General features: G+C 68.3%; 18 protein-coding genes, 1 tRNA gene and 4 pseudogenes. 12 read left to right on the top strand and 11 right to left on the bottom strand.

Translation table 11 applies throughout. From position 1 onward, the window contains the following. Positions 1 to 886 (bottom strand): annotated as a pseudogene (locus tag JW613_RS34880) (ABC transporter); the annotation flags it as partial. 80 nt (positions 887 to 966) lie between these two features. On the opposite strand from JW613_RS34880, the gene JW613_RS34875 reads away from it, so the two are divergent. Next, on the top strand, positions 967 to 2,421 hold the full coding sequence (locus JW613_RS34875) for a lipase maturation factor family protein (protein WP_209215207.1): 1,455 nt from the start codon (positions 967 to 969) through the stop codon (positions 2,419 to 2,421). Positions 2,422 to 2,786: 365 nt separating this feature from the next. Here JW613_RS34875 and JW613_RS34870 read toward each other — a convergent pair whose 3' ends face one another. Further along, a complete protein-coding gene (locus JW613_RS34870) occupies positions 2,787 to 4,226 on the bottom strand; it encodes an NAD(P)/FAD-dependent oxidoreductase (protein ID WP_307866160.1) in 1,440 nt (479 codons plus the stop codon). 263 nt (positions 4,227 to 4,489) lie between these two features. Between JW613_RS34870 and JW613_RS34865 the strand changes: the two genes are divergently transcribed. Then, positions 4,490 to 4,563 (top strand) — tRNA-Pro (locus JW613_RS34865). Between the two features lie 453 nt (positions 4,564 to 5,016). Next, a pseudogene (locus JW613_RS34860) lies at positions 5,017 to 5,201 on the top strand (transposase); the annotation flags it as partial. Positions 5,202 to 5,291: 90 nt separating this feature from the next. Here the strand turns inward: JW613_RS34860 and JW613_RS34855 are convergent. From JW613_RS34855 to JW613_RS34830, 7 genes are all read right to left on the bottom strand, one after another. After that, positions 5,292 to 5,879: a hypothetical protein gene (locus tag JW613_RS34855; RefSeq protein WP_209215206.1), complete on the bottom strand. Its 588-nt coding sequence runs from the start codon at positions 5,877 to 5,879 to the stop codon at positions 5,292 to 5,294. 103 nt (positions 5,880 to 5,982) lie between these two features. Next, a complete protein-coding gene (locus JW613_RS34850; RefSeq protein WP_245226905.1) occupies positions 5,983 to 6,294 on the bottom strand; it encodes a hypothetical protein in 312 nt (103 codons plus the stop codon). Between the two features lie 532 nt (positions 6,295 to 6,826). Next, positions 6,827 to 8,017: an NAD(P)/FAD-dependent oxidoreductase gene (locus JW613_RS34845; protein WP_209215205.1), complete on the bottom strand. Its 1,191-nt coding sequence runs from the start codon at positions 8,015 to 8,017 to the stop codon at positions 6,827 to 6,829. After that, positions 8,014 to 8,337 carry a bifunctional 3-phenylpropionate/cinnamic acid dioxygenase ferredoxin subunit gene (locus tag JW613_RS34840; protein ID WP_209215204.1) on the bottom strand — a complete coding sequence of 108 codons (324 nt, stop codon included), beginning with the start codon at positions 8,335 to 8,337 and terminating at the stop codon, positions 8,014 to 8,016. The genes JW613_RS34845 and JW613_RS34840 overlap by 4 nt, the downstream gene beginning before the upstream one ends. Before the next feature lie 462 nt (positions 8,338 to 8,799). Next, a complete protein-coding gene (locus JW613_RS34835; RefSeq protein ID WP_307866159.1) occupies positions 8,800 to 11,460 on the bottom strand; it encodes a SpoIIE family protein phosphatase in 2,661 nt (886 codons plus the stop codon). 205 nt (positions 11,461 to 11,665) lie between these two features. Beyond that, complete coding sequence (locus JW613_RS37010; RefSeq protein WP_372448046.1) at positions 11,666 to 12,328, bottom strand: SRPBCC family protein; 663 nt, start codon at positions 12,326 to 12,328, stop codon at positions 11,666 to 11,668. A 455-nt stretch (positions 12,329 to 12,783) separates the two neighbouring features. Beyond that, entirely contained in the window at positions 12,784 to 13,872 is a 1,089-nt protein-coding gene (locus tag JW613_RS34830; RefSeq protein ID WP_209215203.1) for an S-(hydroxymethyl)mycothiol dehydrogenase, read from the bottom strand. Between the two features lie 581 nt (positions 13,873 to 14,453). Between JW613_RS34830 and JW613_RS34825 the strand changes: the two genes are divergently transcribed. Then, positions 14,454 to 15,200, top strand: coding sequence for an IclR family transcriptional regulator (locus JW613_RS34825; protein WP_209215209.1), 747 nt, complete (start codon positions 14,454 to 14,456; stop codon positions 15,198 to 15,200). 237 nt (positions 15,201 to 15,437) lie between these two features. On the opposite strand, the pseudogene JW613_RS37005 reads toward JW613_RS34825, so the two are convergent. Together JW613_RS37005 and JW613_RS36220 are read right to left on the bottom strand one after the other, a co-directional pair. Further along, positions 15,438 to 15,668: pseudogene (locus tag JW613_RS37005) on the bottom strand (dihydropteroate synthase); the annotation flags it as partial. Positions 15,669 to 15,855: 187 nt separating this feature from the next. After that, a pseudogene (locus JW613_RS36220) lies at positions 15,856 to 16,018 on the bottom strand (chorismate-binding protein); the annotation flags it as partial. 286 nt (positions 16,019 to 16,304) lie between these two features. On the opposite strand from JW613_RS36220, the gene JW613_RS34815 reads away from it, so the two are divergent. The 8 genes from JW613_RS34815 to JW613_RS34785 all read left to right on the top strand — a co-directional run bounded on the left by JW613_RS34815 (position 16,305) and on the right by JW613_RS34785 (position 26,395). Then, positions 16,305 to 18,080, top strand: a complete 1,776-nt coding sequence (locus JW613_RS34815; protein ID WP_245226901.1) for a BCCT family transporter — start codon at positions 16,305 to 16,307, stop codon at positions 18,078 to 18,080. A gap of 337 nt (positions 18,081 to 18,417) precedes the next feature. Beyond that, positions 18,418 to 18,552, top strand: a complete 135-nt coding sequence (locus JW613_RS36520; RefSeq protein ID WP_280635270.1) for a hypothetical protein — start codon at positions 18,418 to 18,420, stop codon at positions 18,550 to 18,552. Then, positions 18,552 to 19,931: an L-serine ammonia-lyase gene (locus JW613_RS34810; protein ID WP_209215202.1), complete on the top strand. Its 1,380-nt coding sequence runs from the start codon at positions 18,552 to 18,554 to the stop codon at positions 19,929 to 19,931. The genes JW613_RS36520 and JW613_RS34810 overlap by 1 nt, the downstream gene beginning before the upstream one ends. Before the next feature lie 11 nt (positions 19,932 to 19,942). Next, the gene (purU, locus tag JW613_RS34805; RefSeq protein ID WP_209215201.1) at positions 19,943 to 20,794 is read left to right on the top strand and encodes a formyltetrahydrofolate deformylase; all 852 of its coding nucleotides are present in this window, start codon (positions 19,943 to 19,945) and stop codon (positions 20,792 to 20,794) included. Between the two features lie 11 nt (positions 20,795 to 20,805). Then, complete coding sequence (locus tag JW613_RS34800) at positions 20,806 to 21,675, top strand: bifunctional methylenetetrahydrofolate dehydrogenase/methenyltetrahydrofolate cyclohydrolase (protein WP_209215200.1); 870 nt, start codon at positions 20,806 to 20,808, stop codon at positions 21,673 to 21,675. A 415-nt stretch (positions 21,676 to 22,090) separates the two neighbouring features. After that, a complete protein-coding gene (locus tag JW613_RS34795) occupies positions 22,091 to 23,176 on the top strand; it encodes an S-(hydroxymethyl)mycothiol dehydrogenase (RefSeq protein ID WP_209215199.1) in 1,086 nt (361 codons plus the stop codon). Continuing rightward, entirely contained in the window at positions 23,173 to 23,793 is a 621-nt protein-coding gene (locus JW613_RS34790) for an MBL fold metallo-hydrolase (RefSeq protein ID WP_209215198.1), read from the top strand. Before JW613_RS34795 ends, JW613_RS34790 begins: the two co-directional genes overlap by 4 nt. A gap of 133 nt (positions 23,794 to 23,926) precedes the next feature. Continuing rightward, the gene (locus tag JW613_RS34785; protein ID WP_209215197.1) at positions 23,927 to 26,395 is read left to right on the top strand and encodes a GcvT family protein; all 2,469 of its coding nucleotides are present in this window, start codon (positions 23,927 to 23,929) and stop codon (positions 26,393 to 26,395) included. Positions 26,396 to 26,403: the final 8 nt, after the last annotated feature.

The following is a 26,403-nucleotide window of genomic DNA, read 5'->3' as shown; positions in this document are numbered from 1 at the left end:
CCAGCTCGGCGATGTCCCGACCGGCGAACGTCACGGCAAGCGCTTCCGGTCGCAACCGCCGCCCGTCGCACACGGGACAGTCGGCACCGACCAGGAACCGCCCTACCCGCTGTCGCAGGGTGGCGCTCTTCGTCTCAGCGAAGGTGCGCAGCACATAGCGTTTCGCGCTCTGATAGGTGCCCTGGTAGGGCCGCTGGATGCGGCCCGCCTCACGGACCGGGTGCACGGTGACGACCGGCTGTTCGTCCGTGAAGAGCAGCCACTCCCGCTGCTCGTCCGGCAGCTCCCGCCACGGGCGGTCGATGTCGTAGCCGAGTGCCGCGGTGACGTCCCGCAGGTTCTTGCCCAGCCACGCACCCGGCCAGGCCGCGATCGCACCCTCACGAATGGTGAGCGACGGGTCCGGCACCAGCGACTCCTCGGTGACCCGGTGCACGGTGCCCAACCCGTGACACTCCGCGCAGGCACCTGTCGCCGTGTTGGGCGAGAAGGTGTCCGAATCCAGCCGCTCCGCACCGTCCGGATAGCTGCCCGCCCGGGAGAAGAGCATCCGCAGCGAGTTCGACAGCGTGGTGACCGTTCCCACGGACGAGCGTCCGGTCGGCGTCGAACGTCGCTGCTCCAGCGCCACCGCCGGCGGCAGACCGGTGACCTCCCCGACCCGCGGCGCTCCGACCTGGTGGATCAGTCGCCTCGCATACGGGGCGACCGACTCGAAGTAGCGCCGCTGTGCCTCCGCGTAGAGCGTGCCGAAGGCAAGCGAGGACTTGCCCGAGCCGGAGACCCCGGTGAAGACGACCAGCGAGTCACGTGGAATGTCCACGTCCACGCCCCGCAGATTGTGCTCGCGGGCGCCCCGCACTCGTACGTATCCGTCGTCGCTCATTCGCCCATGATCAGCCACGCGCCCGTCGCGTCGCATCAGCAGCCCCGGCAGGGCGTGAGGGACACACATGGGTGGTACCCATGGCCGCCATGGAGTGGTTCACGCCATGGTTCTCGGCGCCCGGTTACGAGATGGGCCGACTGATCTTGCAGCGCGCCCTGGCCGCTGTCTACCTCGTTGCCTTCTTCTCGGCCGCGATGCAGTTCCGGGCGTTGCTCGGAGACCGCGGGCTGGTGCCTGCAGCTGCTTTCGTGCGGCGGGTGTCCTTCCGGGCTTCCCCCAGCCTCTTCCACTGGCGGTGTGACGACCGCGTCACCGGCGCCTGCGCCTGGGCGGGTGTCGTGCTCGCCGCTGCCGTGGTGGCGGGGGCCGCGGATGCCGTACCTCTCTGGGCGTCAATGGTGATGTGGGCACTGTTGTGGATCCTCTATCTCTCGTTCGTGAACGTGGGGCAGATCTTCTACAGCTTCGGCTGGGAGTCACTGCTGCTGGAGGCCGGCTTCCTTGCGATCTTCCTCGGCAACGCGGAGACGGCACCGCCTGTGCTGACCCTGTGGCTGATGCGCTGGCTTCTCTTCCGGGTGGAGTTCGGCGCGGGGCTGATCAAATGGCGCGGGGACGAGTGCTGGCGCAAGCTGACCTGCCTCTACTACCACCACGAGACCCAGCCGATGCCCGGTCCGCTCAGCTGGTACTTCCATCACCTCCCCAAACGGCTGCACCGGGTGGAGGTGGCCGCCAACCATGTGGCCCAGCTGATCGTGCCCTTCGGTCTGTTCTGTCCGCAGCCCGTGGCCACGGTCGCGGCGGGTCTGATCATCGTCACGCAGCTCTGGCTCGTCCTGTCGGGTAACTTCTCCTGGCTCAATTGGCTGACGATCGTTCTCGCGTTCGCCGCCGTCGACACCTCTGCCCTCACCGGTACCCCTTCCTATGGTCCGACTCCGTTGTGGTTCGCCGTCGTGGTCTGTGTGGCCACGACGCTGATCGTCGTGCTCAGCTACTGGCCCGCGCGCAACCTGCTCAGCCGGACCCAGCAGATGAACCGGTCGTTCAACCCCCTCCACCTGGTCAACACTTATGGCGCCTTCGGAAGCGTGACCCGCGTCCGGCAGGAGATCGTCATCGAGGGCACCGACGAGGACCGGATCACGCCGGACACGGTGTGGCGGGAGTACGAGTTCAAGGGCAAGCCGGGAAACGTGCACCGACTGCCGCGCCAGTTCGCGCCGTACCATCTCCGTCTGGACTGGCAGATGTGGTTCGCCGCGCTCTCCCCCGCCTACACCCGTGGCTGGTTCGAACCCTTCATCTCCCGACTACTGGACAACGACCGAGCCACCCTTCGACTGCTGCACACCAATCCGTTCCCGGAACAACCTCCTACTCATGTGCGAGCGCTGCTGTACCGCTATCGCTTCACTACGCGAGAGGAGCGGCGGGAGACCGGCGCCTGGTGGCATCGCACTTTTGTGCGCGAGTTCCTGCCGCCCGTCGCTCTCTCAGGGGAACGCGGCGATCGGCGCCCCCGGTGATACAGGGGTGGGGGCGGCCGAACCGATCGGACCCACTACGAGAAAGCTAGCTCCGGGTGCGCGTGCCGTGTCCGACGTCTCACATTCCGTGGATAACCCGCCAGTTGTGCATAACCCCGTCACCCGAGCGGGTGACGGGGCGAGCAATCCCCGGAGGCCCGAGAACAGCGGGAGAGCCCCACAAGCGCAGTGCGGAGAAGCAGGAGAAGGAGAAACGGGCTGGGAGCAGGAGAAACGGGACGGAGCCGGAGATCAGGGTCAGGCCAGGTGGAACGGAGGCGGGAGGCCCGAAGAGCGGGGAAGAGGAAAGCGCGGAAGCAGGAAGCGGGGAAGCGGGGATCAGGGCGCCGGTACCGAAGCGGGAATCAGGGCGCCGGTACCCGGGCCACCTCGGGCGACGACGACTCCAGCGGCACCGACCAGGACCTCACCAGCCCCAGCTGTGCCGCCTGCCGCGGCAGCACCGCATCCAGTGCCCAGTCCGCCAGCACTCGTACCCGGTTACCCGGCATGGCCGCGAGGTGGTACGCCCGCGTGACCAGGTTGGCGAGCGGCCCCGACAGCGGCACACGCAGCGGGTTCGCCGCGGCCTTGACCCCACCGAGGTCGACCATGAAGCCCAGGTCATGGTGTTTGTAGGGCCGCGATGCGCCGTAACCGAACGAAGCCGCCAGGTTACGGCCCGCTGTCTTCCCCTGCCGTACCGCGTGCTGCGCCGTCATCGGAGTGATCTCCCCGGGGCGGGTCAGATCGGGCACCGCAGCCGCGTCACCGCAGGCCATGACCTCGGGCCTGCCGGGCACGCGCAGATACTCGTCCACCACGATGCGCCCCTGCTCGGTCTCCAGCCCGAGGTCCTTGACGAGGGGGTCGGGCCGTACACCCACACACCAGATCAGCGAGCGGGTCGGAACGAACTCTCCGCTGTCCAGCAGCACACCCTCGCTGGTTGCCTCCTTGACGCTGGTCCCGGTCCGCACCTCGACACCCCTCTTGCTCAGCACCTCGTGTGCAGTCTTCGAGAGGCGTTCATCCAGCTCGGGCAGGATGCGCGGGGCTATGTCGAGCAGCATCCAACGGGGTCGCTCCCCCTCCCAGGACCGACTGTTGCCAGCCGTGCCTCCGCTCGACTCCTGTACTGCCCCCTGCTCGTCCTGCTCCCCTTCTGTCGCCGGCTCCTCGTACCCCTCCGGCCTCTCGCGCTTCCACGGCTTTCCGGTTCGCTCCTGCCGGCTGTGCTGCCTGGCGAGGGATGCGGTGAACATCTGCCCGTGCGCGGCGACCTCCGTGCCCGTGTAGCCCGCGCCGACGACCACGAAGGTACGGCGCGCCACGGCCTCCTCCGGATCCTCCGACGCCGAGGCCAAGGCGATCTGCCGGTTGACGTGATCACGCAGATAGAGGGCTTCCGGCATGCCACGGAAGCCGTGCGCGTGCTCGGCGACACCGGGGATGGGCAGCAACTTGTTGACGCTGCCGACGGTCAGCAGCAGTCGGTCGTAGTCGAGCTCCCCGGAGCGGCCCTCCGGGTCCACGTACTGGAGCCGGCGCTGATCGAAATCGATGGCGTCGACCTCGCCGAGGACGAGCCGTACCCGAGGCAGCGTGCCCGCCAGCGAGACGGACACCCGTCGCGGCTCCAGCACGCCGGAGGCGACCTCGGGCAGCAGGGGCAGATAGAGGAAGTAGTCGTTGGGGTTGACCAGCACGATCTCCACCGCGCCACGGAGCGTGCGCGAGAGGGTACGCGCCGCCTGATATCCGGCGAATCCAGCTCCGACGATCACTATGCGGGACCGGCTCACAGCCGAGACCTCCTCCCAGGAGCGAGGCCGGAACCACCTGCGGCCCCGGCCGTCTGTCGCAGGAGAGCCGGAGTTCCCGCCTGCCTCGACACCAAACTCAGGACCGGTCCGCTCAGAGCCCGTTCACGGCCTGACCGAAGCCCCCGCCGGGTCCTCCCCCGGTCGACGCGAGCGGGGAGGGGGGTGAGCGAGCACCCCCTGAAGTGCTGTATTGTTCTTTGTGCGCGAGCGGCGAGGGGGAAAACCCCGAGCCGAACGAGCACCGGGACGTGGCGCAGTTTGGTAGCGCACTTGACTGGGGGTCAAGGGGTCGTGGGTTCAAATCCCGCCGTCCCGACGGTGTTCATGCAGGTCAGAGGCGGCTTCCATGGAAAATGGAAGCCGCTTTTTGACGTTTCCGTGACCTTAACTGGGAACCCAAGGTCACGGCAGTATAACGACGGACTACAACACTGTCCGTTTAGTGGGGATCTTCTATCGCGCGATGCGCTCACACGACTGCGATCCGTGACGAATAAGCCGCATATCGGCCAAACCGGCACAGTGAATGCGGTCAAGTGTGCCGCTGGGCTGCAAAGCACGGTCAAGGTCGGGACAAAGGGCTGCGCCTGCGGCTGGGGTGATGTGGCATCAGGTGAGTCTTCGCCATGCGACGGGGACCGTCCGGTCTCCCTTGCGGTGCGTCATGCCCTGGGCGTCAGCCGAAGGTTGGGGCCCGTTGCGTGGTCAGGGGGTGGGTGAGGGCGGTACCGGCCCGCGTGAGGTGGCGAATGTCGGGGTGAAGGTAGCGCTGGGTACCGAGTCCAGCGAGCGATCAGGACGTCGCCGGTGGGTCATCGAACGCACCCTCTCCTGGCTTACGGCTACCGCAGACTCAACCACCTCTACGAACGCGACCCGGGCAACTACCTGGCCTTTCTCGGAGTCGCCGCCGCCCTGTGCTGCTCCAAACGACTCGTCCGCCTCACCACATAGGACACGGTCTCAATGAGGGGAAACTTCCCCTTAGAGCCCGCACCCAACGGACACTTTGCATGGTTGCGCTGGTCGGGCATGAACGGCTTGTCAGTCTCCGAGGTTTTCCGGCGGCGTCGTCGCGGTGACTGCGGCGGGAAGGCGTCCGGTGAGGATCTGCTGGCGCGGCAGCGACAGCCCGAAGTGCTCCTGCAGGACCTGCAGCGTGATCAGCACCTCGTCCTCGTGCGAGGTGGTGTCGAAGAAGCCGGCCTCTTCCAGTGCGGGGATCAGGAACTCCGTCCCGTCGTCGGGGCGCTCACCGATGTTGAACCACCCGACTGTCTCACCGTCACGGTAGTACCAGACTTCCTTGGGCGGGTCGTCGGGCTTCGGCGTGAGGTGCAGCACTTCGACCCCGCCCGCTGACATGGGCGGGTGCGCCCACCACGCTTTGGACGGCCAGCCTTGTTCGACCGCGAAGGACCAGCCTGCGCATGCGCCGAAACGGGCTATCCGCGCCGCTCCCTCCCGGCCGGTCAGGGACTCGGCTTCTCCCATGGTGATCGGGTCGAGGATGCCTGTCGGCTCGGCACCGAGCCGCACGGCGAGATCGTGCGGGCTCAAGCCTCGGGCGAACGTGATGAACAGGTTCGGGCTGTGCCAGGTATCGGGCAGCCACAGGATGCCGTCGGACACGCTCTCTCTTTCTGTGCGGGTGAGGGTGCGGCTGGGGCAGGAACATCTGGTGTTCCTGCCCCAGCCGGTCATTCGTCAGCCGATCATGCCTCTATGCGGGGCGTCACGGCTTCGGGACGGTGCAGGTCAGCTTGTCCGCGGTGCCGCAGTGCGCGAACTCTGGGAATGCCACCCAGTACTCGTCCTTGTCCAGCAGACGCTGCTTGCTCGAGAACCCGCTGGAGAAGCCGGCCATCGATGCAGAATTCATCCAGGAGGACATCGAGGACCGTCCGCAGAGCTCCTTGTACGTCGGCGCGGCATGGCAGGTGTCGTCGTACAGCTTCCACACTCCCGCCTTGTAGCGGGTGGCGTAGGTCTGCAGGCATTCGTCGCCGGAGGCGACCGGGTTCAGGCCGCCGAACCTGTCCGGCATGCCGGCACTGTTGTAGGTGGACGCGTAGGCGAACTCGTCGCACGACTTCGGGTCTTTGTTGCTGGTGGTGAACTCCGGCAGCGTGGTGGTATCCGGGTTGCCGTACTTACCAGCCCGTGAAGATCGCAGATCGGAAGCCGTTCCAGCATTTGCTGGGACGGCTTCTTCCGTACGTGCATCTGCTCCAATGCTGGGAGCGCGGGGACGCGAGTACTCCCGCGCTTCCAGCTATCGGCAGTGCCTGTTTCCTCCGTCCCACGATCGGGTCGAGGTTGTGCGCGGTACGCCGCGCTGCGCGCCCGTCGTCAACGGCTCCCCGTCCCCTTCCCCGCACAGGAATGCGTCTTTGCCCAGGCCACCGCGGCAGTGCCGGTTGCCCCGTGACGCAATTCCGTGCCTGGGGCGGGCGGATGGCGCTTGAGCGCGGGCGTGGACGTATCCGCGAGAGCGGAAACGGCTGTGGGAGGGGGCGGCAGCACGCCTCCGCCGGGGATGCGGCGGTGCCGGGCCGCGCGGATCGGGGCGTGAACGGCTATACAGCGCGCTTGAGTTCGCGGCGATACCGCATGAAGGGGCGGGGGCGATTGACGGCCAGTACGGCGGTGGTCTGCCCGTCGCGTTCATAGCAGGCGAGGAAGCTACGGGCGTCGGCGGAGCCTTCGACGATCCTCGGGGTGTCGGTGGGCAGCCGCCGACCGGCGAACTGGATCCGCACCCCGTACTGGTCGGACCAGAAGTACGGCAGGCTCCGATGGGTGGCGACCGTGCTGCCGGCCAGGAGATTCTGCGCGGCGATGCCGGCCTGTTCGGTGGCACTGGTCCAGTGTTCGGCACGGTGGCCGTCCACTCTGGCCACGTCTCCGACGGCTACGACGTTCGGCAGCGAGCCGACGCAGCCGGCGTCGCACACCACGCCGTCCTTCAGCAGCAGTCCGGAACTCTCCAGCCAGTCGGTGTTGGGCCGTACTCCGATGCCGACCACGACGATATCGGCGGGAAGCAGCCGCCCGTCGGTCAGCTCCACACCCGTGACGCGGTCCGGGGAGTCCGGATGGTCCGAGTATCCGCGGCCCCCCTGCAGCCCGGCCACGCCTGTTCCCGCGACGAGGGTCACCCCGTGGTCCGCGTGCAGTCCCGCGCAGACCTTGGCCATGTCGTCGCCGAGTTGGGGTACGAGCGGGAGCGGGGCGGCCTCGACCACGGTGACGTCATGGCCGAGCATGGCGCAGGAGGAGGCCACCTCGGCGCCGATGAACCCACCGCCGATGACCACGACTCGGGCCTGGCCGCGGGCCAGGTCCTCGCGGAGCGCCTGGGCGTCGTCCAGGGTGCGCAGGGTGTGCACTCCGGTATGTGCCGGGTCGCCGGGCTCCTGCCCGGGGAGGAGCCGAGGAGTGGCACCGGTGGCGATGACCACGGCGTCGGTCTCCAGCGACCGGTCACCGTCGAGGAGCACCGTGCCCCCGGCGGCATCCAGGCCGGTGGCCCTGGTCCCCAGGTACCACTCGGCGTAGAGGTCGGCGGTGTCATCGGCATCCACCAGGGCCAGCTGTCCCTGGTCGGTGGCGCCGGTGAGGAAGTCCTTGGACAGCGGGGGACGGTCGTAGGGCTGGTGGTGCTCGTCCCCGACGATCACCAGTCGGCCGTCGAAGCCCTGGGTGCGCAGAGCGCGCGCGGCGTACAGTCCGGCCAGCGAGGCCCCGACCACGGTGATGCTCTTCATGCCGGCTCCGCGACGGAGACGTGAAGCAGAACGTGGCCGTCCTCGACGGAAACCTGGTGGGTGCGCACCGGGTACTTCGCCGGCGGACAGGTCGGGCGGCCGTCCCGCAGGTCGAAGAAGGCCGTGTGCAGCGGGCATTCGACGAAGCAGCCTTCGAGCCACCCGTCGGCCAGCGAGGCGTCCTGGTGGGTGCAGGTGTCGTCGATGGCGTAGACCTCGCCGTCCTCGGTGTGGAACACCGCGACGGGAGCGGCAACGCCGTCGGTCACACGGATGGACTCGCCGGGCGGCAGGTCTTCGATCCGGCACACCGTGATCATGGGGAACCTCCAGGTAGCGGGGCCCTACAGGGGTGAGGAAGCCGTTGGCTGCGCAGGAGAGCTCAGCCTTGAGACGGAGAACAAGAGAGGCGCTGTCTCGAATTACACAACGCGATTCGCTATACGCAACATGCTTTCTGCCGTCCCAGCGGGTTGTCAAGAGATGATCTGCACCGGATCGCGATGGCCCCCGACGGCGCCTCTTCACCCAGGTGGAACCCGATCAGAAGGCAGGTCGCACCAGGTCGTACGCAGGGACGACGGCAGGGCGGCGAGGGCGCGGGGCCGTCATGCGACGCTCGTCACACAAGCCCACGCGCGGGCCCCTCGGGCAGACCCGTTCGTCGGCTCGCCGCACGCGGACGAGTGTGATGTGACGGCGGCGGCGCGCTCCCGGCGCCGCCGTATCGCGGTTCGGGCCCGGCGGTCGGTCATTCCCGCTGAAGAAGCGGCTGCCCGCGGTCAGAGCTCCGGGTCGTCCCACTGAGCCAGCAGGGTCTCCCCCGTGGCTCCCGCGGATGCGGGTGTGGCACCGTGCAAGGACTGTTCAGTCCAGATCACCTTGCCGCGGGTGGTGTACCTGGTCCCCCAGCGCTGGGCGAACTGGGCGACGAGGAACAGGCCGCGTCCGCCCTCGTCGGTGGTCTTGGCCCGGCGCAGATGCGGGGAGGTGCTGCTGCCGTCATCGACCTCACAGATCAGACTGTCGCGGTCCCGCAGCAGACGGAGCCGGATGGGACCGATGCCGTAGCGAATGGCGTTGGTGACCAGTTCACTGATGATGAGTTCGGTGGTGAAGGCGATCTGATCGAGACCCCAGACTTCCATCTGCCGGGCGCAGGCGGCGCGGACGCGCGCGACGGCAGCGGGGTCGGAGGGCACCTCCCAGTCGGCGACCTGGTTCGGGTGCAGCAGCCGGGTGCGGGCTACCAGCAGGGCGATGTCGTCGCTGGGGCGGGCGGGCAGCATGGCGTCGAGTACGGCCTGGCAGGTCTGTTCCGGAGTCTGGCCGGCCTGCGCCAGGGCGTCTTGCAGGAGCCTGACACCCGTGTCGAGGTCGCGGCGGCGGTCTTCTACGAGTCCGTCGGTGTACAGGGCCAGCCGAGATCCCTCGGGCAGGCGCAGCTCGGTGGTCTCGATCGGCAGACCGGCACCGAGGCCGAGCGGGGGCGAGACGGGAACGTCGGGGAAGGTGACGGTGCCGTCCGGGTCCACGAGGGCCGGGCCCGGATGCCCGGCCCGGGCGATGGAGCAGTTGCCGGAGACCGGGTCGTAGATCGCGAACAGACAGGTGGCGCCGGTCATGCCCGCGTTCTCGACCTCGGCGGGCTCGCCCTGGTCCAGGTTGGCGACCAGCTCATCCAGGTGACCCAGGAGTTCGTCGGGGGGCAGGTCGAGGGCGCAGAAATTGTGGACGGCGATGCGCAGGCGCCCCATGGTGACGGCCGCGTGCAGACCGTGCCCGACGACATCACCCACGACCAGCGCGACACGGGCGCCTGGCAGCGGGATGACGTCGAACCAGTCCCCGCCCACCCCGGGTTGAGCGGGAAGGTACCGGTAGGCCGCCTCCAGAGCCGACTGCTCGGGCAGGCCGCGGGGCAACAGGCTGCGCTGCAGGGTGACCGCCGTGGCATGTTCCCGGGCGTAGCGGCGCGCATTGTCGATGGAAACCGCCGCGCGAGCGGCCAGTTCCTCGGCGAAGAAGAGATCCTCCTCCGCGAAGGGCTCCTGCTCCGACCGCCAGAAGTCGACCGTCCCCAACGCCACGCCGCGGGCCTGCAGCGGCACAGTGATCAATGAGTGGATACCGAAGTCCAGGACACGCCGCGCTCGCTCGGGATCCTGCACCTGCCAGTCCCGCGCGGCACCCAGCTCGGGCTCCAGCACGGCATGGCCGTCGCGCAGGCCCTGCGCTTGCGGCATCGTCGGCAGAAACGTGATCACCTCACCCACCGGGTACAGCGGGGAGTCGTCTCTCACACCGCGGGCGGCGGTGCGGTGCACGGTCAGGCTTGTACCGTCCGGCTCCTCACCCCGCTGGACCGCGTCCACCAGCTCCACAGTGACGTAGTCAGCGAACTGGGGAACCGCGATCTCAGCCAGTTCCTCGGTGGTACGCACCATATCCAGCGTGGCGCCGATCCGTGCCCCGGCGTCGTAGAGCAGGTTCAGGCGTTCCCGCGCCACCTCGGCCCGGCCCGCCAGTGTCCGCAACTCGGTGGAGTCCCTCAGGGTCGCCACGCTGCCGGGCGGTTCTCCGTAGCGGTCGACGGGGCGCAGGTTGACGGCCAGCAGCCGGTCCCCCTCCAGGTGCACCTCATCGCTGACCGTGCGGCCGGAGGCCAGCAACTGCGCCGTGCCCGGGGCCAGGCCGAGATCGGTGACCCGTAGACCCTCCGGCTCCTCGGGCAGTTTCAGCAACTGGCGCGCTTCATCGTTGGCCAGGAGCAACCGAGCGTCGTTGTCGATGATGAGCACGCCCTCGCGCACAGAGTGCAGCACCGCGTCGTGGTGCTCGTACATCCGGGTCATCTCGGCGGGTCCCAGCCCGCGTGTCTGACGCAGCAGCCGCCGGCTCACCAGCGCCGACCCGGCCATGGCCAGAACAAGCGCGCCGCCCGCGGCGCCGAAGATCACCGGCAGTTGCTCCCCCACCGCCGCGTCGATGCTCTTGACCTTGATCCCGACGGACACCAGCCCGACGACCGAGCCGTCACTGTCGAAGACGGGCACCATCGAGTCCACGGCGCGGCCGATCCCTGGGGTGTCGTAGGTCTCCTGATGCACGCGGCCGGCGAGCGCCTCGGCATAGGAGCCGACGACATGCTTGCCGATCAGGTCCGGGTCCGGGTGGGTCCAACGGATACCGTCCGGATCGAACGCGATGATGTAGGCGACACCCGATGCCTTCCGGGCCTCCTCCGCGCGCGGCTGCAGCCGCGCACTGGGGTCGGAGGACTTCATGGCGCTCAGCGTCCCCGGGGCCCGCGCAAAGGTCTGTGCGCCGACCAGCGATCGATCGCGGGCCTCCTGCAGACTCGCCCCCTGAGCCTGCAGGACGAGAGCGGTCACAGCTGCGGCGGCGAGCACCGCCACGAGTACGAGCTGCAGCACGAACACTTGGCCCGCTGCCGTGCGCAGACTGAACAGCGAGTGCGGTCGCCGCTCCCGAGCCGGGCGCGGGGCGTACCGCTCGCCTTCCGGACCATGCGGCTTCCTGGTTCCTGCACGCTGCGCCGCACGCCGATTTCGTTTACGCCACCGGTTGAACAGGCGGGAAGGCGGTGGGGAGATTTCCCGAGACCCAGCTGCGCGCATACTCCTATTATGAGACCGGTGGTGCACATGAGGAATACGGCTGCTCACGGTGAAACCCGTGATGCGGTGGAGTCGACAACTCACGCTTCCCGCAGCCGCAGCAGAGCATGCGGAATCCACAGAAGGGGGTGGGCCGACCGCCGAACGGCAGCAGCAATTTTTGCGGCCCAGTTTGCGGCTGCGGTCCGCTGAGCGGTTTGCTCGGGCGAGACGAACTCGGCATTCGTCCAAGGACCCCGCCCTGGTCACCGTACGCAGGCGAAGAAGGACCGGCACCTGGTGCCGTGGCCGGCACCCACGAGCAGGGGGCCGGGTGATGTCCATCCGTCCGCGGGCTCTCCCTCACCTGCGGAAGGCAGACATGCGGAAGAGAGAACCAGCTACACTCCACCGCGGTGCGATCGTGCGCCGTCGGATCCATCCGGTGGAAGACCGCACGATCCGCCGACAGGTTGACGAAAACCTGCGGCCTGACCGTGATTCGGGAAGCCTCTGCGGTCAGTTCCGGACACCGGCCACGCACAACCCATGGACTCGGAAATTCGCTCCTCTTCCGCCCGGAACGTCTCAGAAACGGTGTAGTACCCCCCGGGCTGACGTGGAAATCAGGCTCGGGGCCGGGCACGTCACAGTCATCGTGCCATCTTCGCAAATGGTCGGGGGCGCACATGGCGAGGTCCAAGAGGGAAGAAGTGGTGCTCGGTGGTACCCGGGCCCGGTAGGCGAGCATCGTGCCGATGGCCGGGACGCCCATGAATCCGTGGCCCGGGAAGTGCGACCACGGTCGTATACGGGCACTCGGGCACTGACCGGCTAGTCAGCGCCCTCGCGCGAGCCAGGCGTCGAGCTGGAGCGCTTCGCCTCGATCGAGGTGTTGCTGCCGTGACCGGTGTGAACGGACGTGTCGGCAGGCGCCTGAGCAGTCGCTCACAGATGGACGCGATGCCGGAGCGGACGCCGGCTGCCGACGGCGGCAACCGTCACGCCGTCGTCATGCGCCGCGTCGATGACCGGGGCGGCCTCCCGCAGCCGTCGCCGACCAGCCAGACATTGTCGTCCACCTCCCGGCTTCCGCCGTCCAGTGCGCGGGTGCCTCTGGAGTGACGACGTGAACGATACGCGCGCTCACAGGACCACCACCGAGCGCAGGACATCGCCGTGGCGCATCTTCTCGAACGAAGCCTCCACGTCGCCCAGGGTGATCTTCTCCGTGACGAAAGCGTCCAGGTCGAAGCGGCCCTGAAGATAGAGTTCGATGAGCGCGGGGAAGTCGCGGGAGGGCAAACAGTCGCCGTACCAGGAGGACTTCAGCGCACCGCCACGGCCGAAGACATCGATCAACGGCAACTCGATCTTCTGCTCCGGGGCGGGGACGCCGACCAGGACGACGGTACCGGCCAGATCTCGGGCATAGAAGGCCTGTCGATAGGTCTCGGGGCGGCCCACCGCGTCCACAACGACATCGGCGCCGAAACCACCGGTGAGGCTGCGGATGGCCTCGACGGCATCGGTCTGGGCAGAGTGGATCGTGTCGGTGGCGCCCAACTCGTCGGCCCACGCCAGCTTCCGCTTGTCGACGTCGACGGCAATGATCTTCGAGGCGCCGGCCACCTTTGCGCCGACGATGGCGGCCATGCCCACACCACCACAGCCGATGACCGCGATCGAGTCGCCCCGACCAACCGCACCGGTGTGGACCGCGGCGCCGAATCCCGCCATCACGCCGCAGCCGAGCAGCCCCGCGGCTGCCGCGGAGGCAGTCGGATCGACCCTGGTGCACTGACCCGCCGCGACGAGAGTCTTCTCGGCGAAGGCGCCGATACCCAGAGCCGGCGACAGCGGAGTGCCGTCTGCCAGCGTCATGGGCCGGGTGGCGTTGTGGGTGCTGAAGCAGTACCACGGCCGCCCGCGCCGACAGGCCCGGCACCGGCCCCCGCACACCGCACGCCAGTTCAGGACGACGAAGTCGCCGGGCGCCACATCCGTGACGTCCTCACCGACCGCCTCAATCACACCGGCCGCCTCGTGGCCGAGCAGGAAGGGGAACTCGTCGTTGATCCCGCCCTCCCGGTAGTGCAGGTCGGTGTGGCACACGCCGCAGGCCTGCACCTCCACCAGCGCCTCGCCCGGACCAGGCTCGGGCACCAGGACGGTTTCCACCGAGACCGGGGCGCCCCTCTTCCGGGCGACAACGGCTTGTACCTCGTGTGTCACTGTCGAGCTCCTCACTGAGGGGCCGGCCGAGTACGCCTTCGGCCGGATGTTTCCGGTGGCGCCGGAGGGGCCCTCGCCGATCCGGGCGAGGGCATAGGAGGCTTGGCTGCCTGTGACGCGGGAGGTGGACGGTACACCCGCGACTCAGGCAAACGGCTCCGGCCCGGCGTGGCCGGAGCCCGGGAAGATCGAGACTTCGTTGCGAATTACGCACAGCACTTCGCGATGAGCAACAATCTGACTTCTGGGCAGGACTGCTGTCAAGAGACTCTTTCCGCCTACTCGACCTTTACCGACGGCACGGTCATCCATCTGATGGACGCTGGGGGCCTCGCGCGCCCAGGCACACGATCCGGACGAGCCGGACACCGTCGGCCGCGACGTCGAAGGAGCACGGCCATCCGGGGAGACGGGACTGCCGCTCGGTCGCGGGCCACCGCCCGCGGTGCCGCTCACACCACTACGGAGGGTGGTCAATCACCACCCTCAGTATTCGCCGAGCGCATAGGCGCCGTGCGTATAGTTGCCCTATGAGTAACCATGCGGCACGCAGTGAAACAGCAGGTCGCGCGGTGCACGGGGTGCAGTCCGTCGACCGTGCCGTGAGCGTCCTGGAAATCCTCGCCCAGCGCGGCGAGGCAGGCGTGAGCGAGATTGCCGCCGAGCTCGACGTCCACAAATCAACCGCGTTCCGACTGCTCGGATCGCTGGAGGCACGCGGTCTGGTCGAGCAGACGGCCGACCGCGGCAACTACCGTCTGGACTTCGGAATCGTGCGCCTCGCGAGCACGGTTACCCACCGCATGGACATCACTCAGCAAGGGTGGCCGGTGTGCGAACGGCTCGCCGAGGACATCGGCGAGACCGTCAATATCGGCGTACTGAAGGAGTATTACGCGGTCAACCTCTACCAGGTGCGCGGTCCGGCTGCGGTCGGCGCACACAACTGGGTCGGACGGCTGACCCCGTCGTACGCCACGTCGAGCGGCAAGGCTCTACTGGCCCACCTGACCGTGGAGGAGCGCGACAAGCTGCTCGCCTCGGGCATGACGAAGCAAACACCACACACCATCACCACCAGATCCAAGCTGGAGAAGAACCTCGCAGAGGTGCGTGACCGCGGGTACGCGCTGGCGCTGGAGGAACTCGAGATCGGACTGCACGCCATGGCGGCCCCGATCCGCTCCGCGGACGGCAAGGTCATCGCCGCGATCAGCGCGTCGGGGCCGGCCTACCGCTTCACCGAGGAGAACATGCGCAAGCTCTCCCCGACGCTCGTCGCGGGCGCGGAGGAGATCAGCGAGCGGATGGGCTACTTCGCGGGCTGACCTCCACCGGCCTGCGGAACGGAACCAGAACTCCGGGCGCCCCACGGCACCGTGGAAGGCGGACAGCGGGCTCAGGGCAGGGGCACCCGTCCCGAAGGGGCCGCCTCGGCCCCCCGGCGGACAGCCACCCGTACCGCGTCGAGGGTCGAGGCCACATCGTGTACACGCAGGCACCAGGCACCCCCGCGCTGCGGCGAGAACGGACACGGCGGTGGTCGCGGAACGCAGCTGCGCCGAGCGCGGCTGCCCGGATGCCGGATCCCGCCGACAAGCGGCCCGGAAACGAACTGCGTGACGCGCCCACGAGGACGGGATGCCCAGCGCGCCGACCTGTCCCAGACGGCCCAGTAGTGCCCAGTCGTGCTCCGGCGCCCTGGCGGAGCCCAGCCCGGGATCGACTATCAGGCAGTCGCGCCTGTTCCCCGCCCGCAGTGCGGCATCACCCCTCGGACGCAACTCGTCGACCACATCGGTGACCACATCGCCGTACACGGCGGGGCTCCGGTCGACCTCGAACCCGAGGCCTCGCCGCGAGGCAGATCAGCGATATGGCACACAGGCATCACCCTGACCACTCGATGCATATTGCGAAACTGATTGCGCAAAGCGCAACACAAGTGTGGGGTCCGCCCTCCACGCTGTCAAGGATCGACCTGGGCCCTCGGGAGGCTCTCCCCAAGGCCTGAATGGTGCGCAGCGCGCTGGATTCGGGCGCGCCCGTGACGGATCCGGACAGGAAGGTCCCAGCCAGCAGATCGGGCCGTCCCACCCTCCACCAACTCAGCGCGCACCGTGGGCACCAGGTGAACCAGGCCGGGTGCTGTTCGAGGGCGATCCCGACGCCGACCGCGGGTTCCACACCCTTGACGGCGTGCGACATGGAGTGTTCCCTGTTGCGCCCAGAGAGGTGTGTTTCACATTACACAACTTGCTGCACGAGCTGGCTTCCCGGTACGGCCGCCGGATCACGGCCGACCACGCTCGCCGGCACCGCCGCAGCACGGAACGGCCCGAGGGGCGGAATCCACCGAGATCGTTGCAGACGGCCGGACCTACGACTTCCGGCCGACCACGCCCGAGCCCGCCAGCAGAAGGAACCACAGCATGGCTGCCCACATGGCGAAATCGTCAGGTGACACTCCCTATGAACAAGAAGCAGAGCCCCCGCCCCATAAGTCTTCGATCGCGCCGCGCGTCTTCTGGCCGTCCGCGGTCATCATCCTCGTCTTCGTGGTGTACTCCACGGCCCTCAGCAAGTCCGCGCAGAACCTCATCGGCAGGGTGCAGGAGAGCATCGTCGGTGATCTCGGCTGGTTCTACACCGCCCTCGTCTCACTCTTCGTGATCTTCGCCCTCTGGGTCGGCATCGGCCGCTACGGGGACATCAAGCTCGGCAAGAACAAGGACAAACCCGAGTTCGGCCTTGGCTCGTGGCTGGCGATGCTGTTCGCCGCAGGCATGGGCATCGGGCTGGTCTTCTGGGGTGTCGCCGAGCCGTTGAACCATCTCACCGCCCCCAGGCCGGGCACCGGTAAGGGCGAGGCCGAGCGGAGCGAGTTCGCCATGGTGCAGACCTTCCTGCACTGGGGAATCCACCCGTGGGCCATCTACATCGTGGTCGGCCTCGCCGTCGCCTACGCGGTGCACCGCAAGGGCCGACCCGTCTCGATCCGGTGGGCCTTGGAGCCGATCCTCGGCAACAGGATCAAGGGCTACTGGGGCGACGCCATCGACGTGATCGCCGTCGTCGGCACCGTCTTCGGCGTGGCCACCTCCCTCGGCTTCGGCGTCATACAGATCTCCTCGGGTCTGGAGTCCCAGGGGTGGGTCACCAACCCCGACAAGTCACTGCAGGTCACCCTCATCATCGGCATCACGCTGCTCGCCACCGTCTCCGTGGTCACGGGCGTCAGCAAGGGCATCAAGTGGCTGTCGAACATCAACATGACACTGGCCGGCGCACTGATGCTCTTCGTACTCATCGCGGGCCCGACGCTCTTCATCCTCAATCTGTTCATCCAGGACATCGGCGCCTATCTGCAGAACGTCCTCATGCTGAGCTTCGACACCGGCGCCGTGCACGGCGGTGAGGGCACCGCGTGGGTCAGCAGCTGGACGGTCTTCTACTGGGGCTGGTGGATTTCCTGGGCACCGTTCGTCGGCGTCTTCATCGCCCGCATCTCCCGCGGGCGGACCGTTCGCGAGTTCGTATGCGGTGTGCTGCTGATACCCACCCTGCTGACCTTCTTCTGGTTCGCCGTCTTCGGCGGCTCGGCGCTGCACCGCGAGACCTTCGGAAACGGCGGCCTGGTCGGGCAGGACGGCACGGTCGGTACGGACAGCGCACTGTTCCAGCTGCTCGACACCCTGCCGGGTGGCGCGTTCGTCGCCGGGGCGACGATCCTGCTGATCGTGCTGTTCTTCGTCACCTCCTCCGACTCCGGTAGCTTCGTGGTCGACATGCTGGCCTCCGGCGGCGACCCGAACCCCCCGGTGTGGAGCCGCGTGTTCTGGTCCTTCTCCGAGGGGGCCCTGGCCATCGCGCTGCTGGTCGCCAGTGGCACCGGAACCGCCTCACTGACCACCCTGCAGACGGCGGCGATCATCACGGCGCTGCCCTTCAGCCTGGTGATGATCGGCATGTGCGTCGCCACGGTGAAGTCCTTCCGCCAGGAACGCCAGGCATACCTGGCCCGTCAGCAGAAGAAGCAGGAAGCGCGGCTCGTCGACCAGGCAGTCACAGCCATCGAGGAGGGCTTGGAGAACGGAGCCCCGCCGAACGGGAATTCGCCGGACAGGGCGCTGCCGAACGGGAACCTGCCGAACGGCAGTCCGCCGGACGGGGCGGAGGACAGCCCGGTCGACACACGCACCGCTTGACGTTGCCTCCCGGCGCCGACACTCATTGAGCGTCCGCTGCCGGCAAAGGAGTTCACCGGCGTTCGCCGGTGGAGCCGGGCCCGCGCCTGGGCCCCGGTTCCACCACGTCGCACCGAAAACCCGCCCTGCCTTGACGTCCCCTCAACAGACAATTAGCGTACCGCATGACAGTTCTGATATATCAGTTGGCTTTCGGCCGGTTATCAAACAGTCTTCACTTCGGCGTCCGCCCTCTGCACCGAATGGAACGGCGAGGCCCTGCACCTCCCTCTCGACGGCCGCACCGGCCCAGTGACCGTTACCGATCCCCTGCTCCACGACAAGGAGGGACACAGCCGTGCCGGTTGAGACTTCTGTACGCCACGGACCACCCGAGAACTGGAACGGCACACTGCCGACACTCCCCTCCTTCGCCGCCCATCTCGCCGCACGGCTCACCAGCACCCGCACCGAATACCGCGGAGGGAACTGATGAGCATCAGCGTCTTCGACCTGTTCAAGATCGGCATCGGCCCGTCCAGTTCGCACACCGTGGGGCCGATGCGGGCGGCCAACTCCTTCGCTCTGTCGCTGGACCAGGACGGCATCCTGGGCAGCACGAGCCGCGTACACGTGGAACTCTTCGGTTCCCTCGGCGCCACGGGGCACGGGCACGGAAGCGTGAAGGCCGTGTTGCTCGGGCTCGAGGGGCACGTCCCGGAGCGGGTCGACCCGGCACTCGCCGAGCCCACCGTCACCCGGGTCCGGGAGACCGGCACCCTCCGTCTTCTCGACAAGCAGCCGGTCGGCTTCGACGTCGACAGCGACGTCGTCCTCCACCGCGTCAAACGGCTCGACTTCCACTCCAACGGGATGACGTTCGAAGCGTGGAACAGCGAGGGTGCACGTCTGTCGCACCGTACCTACTACTCCATCGGCGGCGGCTTCGTCCTCGACGAGACCGAGGCCGCCGGATCGCAGATCGTGCCGGACGACACCCCCGTCCGCTATCCCTTCACAACCGGCGAGGAACTCCTCGCCCACTCCCGGGAGACGGGCCTGCCCATCAGCGCGATCATGATGGCCAACGAGCTGTCGTGGCGCAGCCGCGAAGACGTCCGCGCGGGCCTGCTGCGCATCTGGTCCGTGATGCAGGAGTGCGTCGAGGCCGGCTGTGCGGCCGAGGGCACCCTGCCCGGCGGGCTCCGGGTGCGGCGCCGCGCCGCCGCGCTCAAGAACAAGCTCGACGCCGCGTGGGAGGAGACGGCGACAGACTCGTTGCACGCGATGGAATGGGTCACCCTGTTCGCTCTCGCGGTGAACGAGGAGAACGCCGCCGGCGGACGCGTCGTCACCGCCCCCACCAACGGTGCCGCCGGCATCATCCCCGCCGTCCTGCACTACTACATGCGCTTCGTCCGCGGAGCGGGCCCCGACGGCGTCGTGAACTTCCTGCTCACCGCCGCCGCCATCGGTGTCCTGTTCAAGGAGAACGCCTCCATCTCGGGAGCCGAGGTCGGCTGCCAGGGCGAAGTCGGCTCAGCCTGCTCCATGGCCGCCGCCGGCTTGGCGGAGGTCCTCGGCGGCACCCCCGAGCAGGTCGAGAACGCCGCGGAGATCGGCATCGAACACAATCTCGGGCTCACCTGCGACCCGGTGGGTGGTCTGGTGCAGATCCCCTGCATCGAGCGCAACGCCGTCGCGTCGATGAAGGCCGTCACGGCTGCGCGTATGGCCCTCCACGGCGACGGCCGGCACCACGTCAGTCTCGACAAGGCCGTCAAGACCATGCGCGAGACGGGCGCGGACATGAAGGACAAGTACAAGGAGACCGCGCGAGGCGGCCTCGCCCTCAACGTGGTTCAGTGCTGAGGAGAAGACTTGTGAGCAACCACTACGTACTGACCTTGACCTGCCCGGAACGCCCCGGCATCGTCAACGCCGTGACGGCCTACCTGGTCGAGCACGGCTGCGACATCACCGAACACCAGCAGTTCGACGACCCCGAACACGGCGTCGTCTTCCTGCGGACGAGCTTCTCGGCACCCGACGACGCCTCCCTGTCCGGACTCCAGGCCGGATTCACCGCCACCGCCGAGCGTTATGCCATGCGGTGGCGGCTGCAGGACGCGGGGGCCAAGCCGCGCATCCTGGTGATGGTCTCGAAGTTCGACCACTGCCTCGCCGACCTGCTCTACCGCTGGCGCAGCGGGACGCTCGAGGGCGACGTCGCGCTCGTCGTCTCCAACCACCCCCACCTCGGGCCCCAGGCCGAACAGGCCGGTGTGCCCTTCCACCACATCCCCGTCACCCCGGACTGCAAGCCGCAGGCCGAGGAGCAGTTGCTCCGCCTGGTCGAGGACCACGACATCGACCTCGTGGTGCTGGCCCGGTACATGCAGGTCCTCTCCGAGGACCTGTGCAAGCGCCTCGAAGGCAGGGCGATCAACATTCACCACTCGTTCCTGCCGAGCTTCGCCGGTGCCAGGCCCTACCACCAGGCCTACCGGCGAGGCGTCAAGCTCGTCGGCGCGACCGCGCATTACGTCACCGCGGACCTGGACGAGGGGCCGATCATCGAGCAGGAGGTCATCCGCGTCGACCACCGGCAGAGCGCGGAGCAGTTGGTCAGGGTCGGGCGGGATGCCGAACGTCTGGCACTCGCAAGGGCTGTCAACTGGCACTGCCAGAGCCGCATCCTGCTGCACGGCCACCGTACTGTGATCTTCAACTGAGGCGGCGCCCCATGACCACCACTGTCTCGCTCGACGGTACCGCCACCGCGGCCGACATCAAGGCGGAACTCGCCCTGCGGGTAGCCGACTTGAAGAGCCGCGGGATCGTACCCGGACTGGGCACCATCCTGGTCGGGGACCATCCGGGCAGCCAGGTGTACGTCGCCGGCAAGCACAAGGACTGCGCTGCGGTCGGCATCACCTCGCTGCAGGTCGAACTGCCCGCCGACGCCACCCAGGCGGACGTCGAGGCAGCCGTGCTCAGCCTCAACGCCGACCCGGACTGCACGGGCTACATCGTGCAGTTGCCACTTCCCGGTCATCTGGACATGCACGCGGTCCTGGAGCTGATCGACCCGGCCAAGGACGCCGACGGACTCCACCCCACCAACCTGGGCAGGCTGGTCCTGGGCAAAGCCGGACCACTGCCCTGCACACCACGCGGGATCATCGAACTCCTCCGCCGGCATCACGTCCCCATCACGGGCGCGAACTTCTGCGTCATCGGCTGTGGCGTCACCGTGGGCCGACCGCTCGGCCTGATGCTCACCCGCAGCAGCGAACACGCCACCGTCACCATGTGCCACGAAGCGACCGCCGACATCACCGCTCACACACGTGCCGCCGACGTCGTGGTCGCGGCCGCCGGTGCCGCGCACCTTGTCCGGCCCGACTGGATCAGGCCCGGCGCGACCGTCCTGTCCGTCGGCATCACTCGCACCATCGAGGGCGTTCTCGGGGACGTGCACCCCCGGGTCGGTGAGGTGGCGGGCAAGCTCGCTCCCACCGTCGGCGGCGTCGGGCCGATGACCCGGGCCATGCTCTTGAAGAACATCGTCGAGGCGGCGGAGCGTCAGGCCGGTGAGACCCCTCCGGCCTGAAGTTCCGGGAGCTGCGGGAGCTCACGCCGCACCGATACGACACGGACCGCACCCGTGCCGGGCGTGGCGTGAAGGCCGCGGAGACAGACGGCTTCGAGGGTAGCCACTGTCTCCGCGGCCACATCGTGTCGCCCGGAATCATCGACGAGTTGCCATGGCAGCCACCTCTTGACGCTGTGAGAGCGCCGGGATTAGCGTGGGCCCGCTTGATATATCAGTTGCGCAGCAATCTCTGTCTTCTTGTCTTTCAGTTCGAACTTCGTCTGCTGGTGGCGACGTACTTCACCACCAGCAGACACCTTCCCGGCTCTCCCCCGGGCGCGTTCAGCACCACCCCCGCAGCACGGTCGGCACCGGCTCGCCGGGGCGCGGCCGGCACCCCGCACCGAAGATCACTGAGTACAGGAGTACCGACATGCAAGAGGTCCGCGCAGTCGTTGCGATGAGCAAGGACGCCCCGGTCACCGTGGAGACCATCCTCGTCCCCGACCCCGGCCCCGGCGAGGCGGTCGTGACGATCCAGGCGTGCGGTGTCTGCCATACCGATCTCCACTACCGCCAGGGCGGCATCAACGACGAATTCCCGTTCCTCCTGGGCCACGAGGCCGCCGGCATCGTGGAGTCCGTCGGTGAAGGCGTCGATTCCGTGGCCCCGGGTGACTTCGTCGTCCTGAACTGGCGTGCCGTGTGCGGCCAGTGCCGTGCGTGCGAGCGCGGCGAACAGTGGTACTGCTTCAACACGCACAACGCGACACAGCAGATGACCCTCACCGACGGCACGGAACTGACGCCCGCCCTCGGCATCGGCGCCTTCGCCGAGAAGACACTCGTCCACTCCGGCCAGTGCACCAAGGTCGACCCGGCCGCCTCGCCGGCCGCCGCCGGCCTGCTGGGGTGCGGGATGATGGCAGGCCTCGGCGCCGCCCTCAACACCGGCCAGGTGGGACGCGGAAAGAGCGTCGCGGTGATCGGCTGCGGCGGCGTCGGCTGCGCGTCGGTCGTCGGCTCCCGACTCGCCGGAGCGTCCCGGATCATCGCTGTCGACATCGACGACCGCAAGCTGCGGTGGGCCGAGGGTCTGGGCGCCACCCACACCGTGAACAGCACGCGGCAGGATGCCGTCGAGGCCATCCGGGAGCTGACCGGCGGACACGGCGCCGACGTCGTCATCGACGCGGTCGGCAGGCCGGAGACCTACCAGCAGGCCTTCTACGCCCGCGATCTCGCCGGCACGCTCGTCCTCGTCGGCGTCCCCACCCCTGACATGAAGCTGCCCGACATCCCGCTGATCGACGTGTTCGGCCGCGGCGGATCCCTCAAGTCCAGCTGGTACGGCGACTGCCTGCCCTCCCGGGATTTCCCGCTGCTCATCGACCTGTACCAGCAGGGCCGACTCGACCTCGACGCCTTCGTCTCCGAGAAGATCGGCCTCGACGACGTCGAGGAAGCGTTCGACCGGATGCACCACGGCGACGTGCTCCGCTCGGTGGTGGCCCTGTGAGCCCCGCCGAGCACGTACGCATCGACCACACCGTCACCTCCGGGACGTTCTCCCTGGACGGGGAGACCCACCAGGTCGACAACAACGTCTGGATACTCGGCGACGACCATGAGTGCGTGGTCCTCGACGCCCCTCACGACGTGGACCGCATCCTCGACGTCGTCGACGGCCGCCGGGTGAAGGCCATCCTGTGCACCCACGCCCACGACGACCACGTCAGAGTGGCACCGCAGCTGGCGGCCCGCACCGGGGCGCCGATCCTGCTGCACCCCGACGACCGCCCTGTGTGGGAGCTGACGCATCCCGGCATCTCGTGGGACACCAACCTCACGGACGGAGAGATCCTCAAGGTCGCCGGCGCCTCGCTCGAGGTCTTGCACACCCCGGGCCACGCACCGGGCGCGGTGTGCTTCTACGCCGAGGAGCTGGGTGTGCTCTTCAGCGGGGACACGCTGTTCAACGGCGGTCCCGGAGCCACCGGACGCTCGTTCAGCGACCACAGCGTGCTCGTGGAGTCCATCCGGGAGAAGCTGTTCCGCTTGCCCGGCGACACGGTGGTGCACACCGGGCACGGCCCGGACACCACCCTTGCCGCGGAGATGGACAACATCCCGTAGCGGACCGAGGCTGCCGGCGGCTGTCCGCCTGCTCCGTACCTTCCCGGGCGCGCCGCGTCGTTCGGCCCGCGCACCGACCGTCCTGACGTCCCCACCGCGGTAGCGAGTCCCGTTCCTTTAGGAGAGAGCAGCAATGAGTACCACGCCACGCGTCGTGATCATCGGAGCCGGAATCGTCGGGGCGAACCTGGCCGACGAGCTGACCGCACGCGGTTGGAACCGCGTCACTGTCCTCGATCAGGGACCGCTGCCGCTGACCGGTGGTTCGACCTCGCACGCGCCTGGGCTGGTCTACCAGACCGCTGCGTCGAAGACGATGACAGAGTTCGCCGCCTACACCGTCGAGAAGCTGCTGAGTCTCGGCAGTGGCGACTCGTGGTGCTTCAACCAGGTCGGGGGCCTGGAAGTCGCCACGACTCCGGAGCGGCTCGCCGATCTGCACCGCAAGCAGGGCTGGGCTGCCTCCTGGGGTGTCCCGGGTGAGGTCGTCGGGCCGCAGGAGTGTGCCCGGCTGCACCCGCTCCTCGACCCCGACCAGGTCCTGGGTGGGTTCCACACTCCGACCGACGGGCTGGCCAAGGCCTCCCGTGCGGTTGTCGTGCTCGCCCGCCGTGCCGAGTCCCGCGGAGCGGAGTTCCGCGGCTCGACCCGTGTCACGGGGATCAGCCACAGCGGGGGCCGGGTCACCGGCGTGCAGACCGACAGCGGAGAGGTCCCCGCCGACATCGTCGTGTCGTGCGCCGGGTTCTGGGGCCAGGTCGTGGGCGACATGGTCGGCATGCGGGTTCCGCTGCTACCGCTGGCTCACCAGTACGTGCGCACCGGACAGGTGGCCGAACTCGTCGGCCGCAACGACGACCGGATCGAGGCCGGACTCCCGATCCTGCGCCATCAGGACCAGGATCTGTACTACCGGGAGCACAACGACTGTGTGGGGATCGGCAGTTACGCGCACCGGCCGATGCCGGTGAACATCTCCGCCCTGCCCGAGGACGGGAACGGCACCACCGAAGGGACCATGCCCTCGAAGCTGCCGTTCACGGAGGAGGACTTCGCCCCGTCCTGGGAGCAGAGCCGACTGCTCCTTCCCTCCCTGCGGCAGGCCAAGGTCGAGGCCGGTTTCAACGGGGTCATGTCCTTCACCCCCGACGGGGGCCCGCTGATCGGCGAGTCCCCCGACGTGTCCGGTTTCTGGATCGCCGAGGCGGTCTGGGTGACCCACTCCGCGGGGGTGGCCCGCTCGGTCGCACAGCTGCTCGTCGACGGGCGCAGCGAGATCGAGCTGCACGGCTGCAATGTGCACCGCTTCGACGAGATCGAGACCACCGAGCACCACGTCAACGAGACCTCGAAGCAGAACTTCGTGGAGGTCTACGACGTGCGGCACCCGCTGCAGCCCAAGGACTCTCCGCGCGACCTACGTGTGAGCCCGTTCCACGCGCGGCAGAAGGAGCTGGGAGCGTTCTTCCTCGAGGCCCACGGCTGGGAGCGCCCGCACTGGTACGAGGCCAACGCACCTCTCCTGGAGGAGCTGCCGCCCGAGTGGCAGCCGCCGGCCCGGGACGACTGGTCAGCCATGTACCACTCGCCGATCGCCGCCGTCGAGGCGTGGAAGACCCGCACCGCGGTCGCGATGTACGACATGACGCCACTCAAGCGCATCGAAGTGAGCGGGCCCGGTGCGGTGACATTCCTGGAGCGGCTGACCACCAGCAAGATGGACAAGTCCGTGGGGGCGGTCACCTACACCCTCGCGCTGGATGACGCCGGCGGCATCCGCAGTGACCTCACCGTCGCCCGCCTCGCTCGGGACCTGTTCCAGGTCGGCGCCAACGGCAATCTCGATCTGGACTACTTCCGCCGCCAGGCTCCGAGCGACCACAGCGTCCAGATCCGTGACATCACCGGCGGAACCTGCTGCGTGGGAGTGTGGGGCCCGCTGGCCCGTGCCCTGGTCCAGCCGCTGAGCCACCAGGACTTCTCCCATGAGAGCCTGAAGTTCTTCCGCTGCATGCCCGCACACATCGCGGGCGTCCCGGTCACCGCGATGCGTCTGTCCTACGTGGGCGAACTCGGCTGGGAGATCTACACCAGCGCCGAGTACGGCCAGAAGCTGTGGGACGTGCTGTGGGAGGCCGGCCGCGAGCTGGGGGTCGTCGCCGCCGGGCGTGCCGCGTTCAACAGCCTGCGGCTGGAGAAGGGGTACCGCGCCTGGGGGACGGACATGACCACCGAGCACAACCCCTACGAGGCCGGTGTCGGGTTCGCCGTACGCCCGCAGAAGGGCGAGTTCATCGGCCGGGACGCGCTCACCGGCCCCGGAAACGACACCGTCACCCGCCGTCTGACCTGCCTGACCATCGACGACGGCCGCAGTGTCGTGCTGGGCCACGAACCGGTGTTCCTCGACGGCCGGGCGGCCGGGTACGTCACGTCCGCCGCATTCGGCCACACGATCGGCAAGCCCATCGCGTACGCCTGGCTGCCCGCGGAGGCCACGGTCGGGACCGCGGTCGACATCCAGTACTTCGACCGCACGATACGCGCCACCGTCACCGCCGAGCCTCTGGTCGACCCTGAGATGGCCCGCATCCGCCGCTGAGCGGTGCG

Source organism: Streptomyces smyrnaeus, assembly GCF_017676345.1.
Taxonomy (GTDB): Bacteria; Actinomycetota; Actinomycetes; order Streptomycetales; family Streptomycetaceae; genus Streptomyces; species Streptomyces smyrnaeus.
The sequence above is the reverse complement of the archived record's forward strand: the minus strand, read 5'-3'. Positions and strand labels throughout refer to the sequence as shown.